A 1,228-nucleotide genomic window follows, 5' to 3' on the forward strand; every position below is an offset into this window, starting at 1 on the left:
GCGCGGCGCCGGGGGCCTCCTCCAGCACCACGTGCGCGTTGATGCCGCCGAAGCCGAAGGCGTTCACCCCCGCCCGGCGAGGCGCCGGCCCGCGTTCCCACGGCCGGGCCGTCGTCACCGGCCGCATCCGGGTCCGTGCCAGGCCGGGGTGCGGCTCTTCCAGGTGCAGGGTCGGCGGCAGCACCCCCTCGTGCACCGCGAGTGCGGCCTTGATCAGCCCGGCCATGCCGGAGGCCTGCATGGTGTGGCCGAGCATGGATTTCACCGAGCCGAAGCCGATCGCGTTCCCCATGTCGAGGCCGGTGTCCAGGCCGGTGTCCAGGCCGGTCCGGGCGCTCGACCCGTCACCCGCGGAGGGACCGAAAACCTGGGCCAGCGTGTCCAGTTCGGCCGTGTCTCCCACCGGGGTCCCGGTGCCGTGCGCCTCCAGCAGCCCCAGCGCGCCGGGCGCCCGCGGATCGAGACCCGCCTCCCGCCAGGCCCGTTCCAGCGCCCTCACCTGGCCCGCGACGAGCGGGCTCATCAGGCTCGCCGCCCTGCCGTCCCCGGCCACGCCGGTGCCGCGGATCACCGCGTAGATCCGGTCGCCGTCACGCTCCGCGTCGGCCAGCCGCTTCAGCAGCACCACCCCGGTGCCCTCGGACAGCAGGGTTCCGTCGGCGCGCCGGTCGAAGGGCCGGATCCGCTCGCTGGGGCTCAGGGCGCGCAGCTGCGTGAACACGCTCCACAGGGTGGCGATGTGGCAGTGGTGCACCGCTCCGGCGATCACCACGTCGCAGCGCCCGCCGGCCAGCAGCCCCACCGCCTGGTCGACCGCCATCAGGGAGGAGGCGCAGGCCGCGTCCAGGGTGTAGGCAGGCCCGTGGAAGTCGAGCCGGTTGGCGGTCCGGGCGGCCGTGAAGCTCGGTACGAGTCCGATCGAGGCGTCGGGCCGTTCGGGACCCAGCGCCTCCTGGAAGGCGGAGCGCACCGCGGCGATCCGGCGCTCGCCGAGCTCGGGCGCGAGTTCCCGCAGGGTCTGCGCCAACTGGTGTGCGGTGCGCACCCGTTGGTCGAGCCGGGCGGTCGCCACGCCCATGAAGCCGCCGCGCCCCAGCACGACCCCGATCCGCGAGCGGTCGGCCGGCAGGCGGCTCTCGCCGCCCGCGTCGGCGATGGCCTCGGCCGTGGCGTGCAGCGCCAGCATCTGGTCCGGTTCGGCCCCTTCCACGGTGGCCGGCATGATGCC

General features: G+C 75.4%; 1 protein-coding gene. It reads right to left on the bottom strand.

Annotated features, from left to right (window positions below; translation table 11 throughout):
* Window positions 1-1,228, bottom strand: a 1,228-nt coding sequence (locus tag ABZY57_RS32780) for a polyketide synthase (protein WP_356518200.1), incomplete at both ends; no start/stop codon positions are given.

The sequence above is a fragment of the Streptomyces sp. NPDC006450 genome (genome assembly GCF_040612195.1).
Taxonomy (GTDB): Bacteria; Actinomycetota; Actinomycetes; order Streptomycetales; family Streptomycetaceae; genus Streptomyces.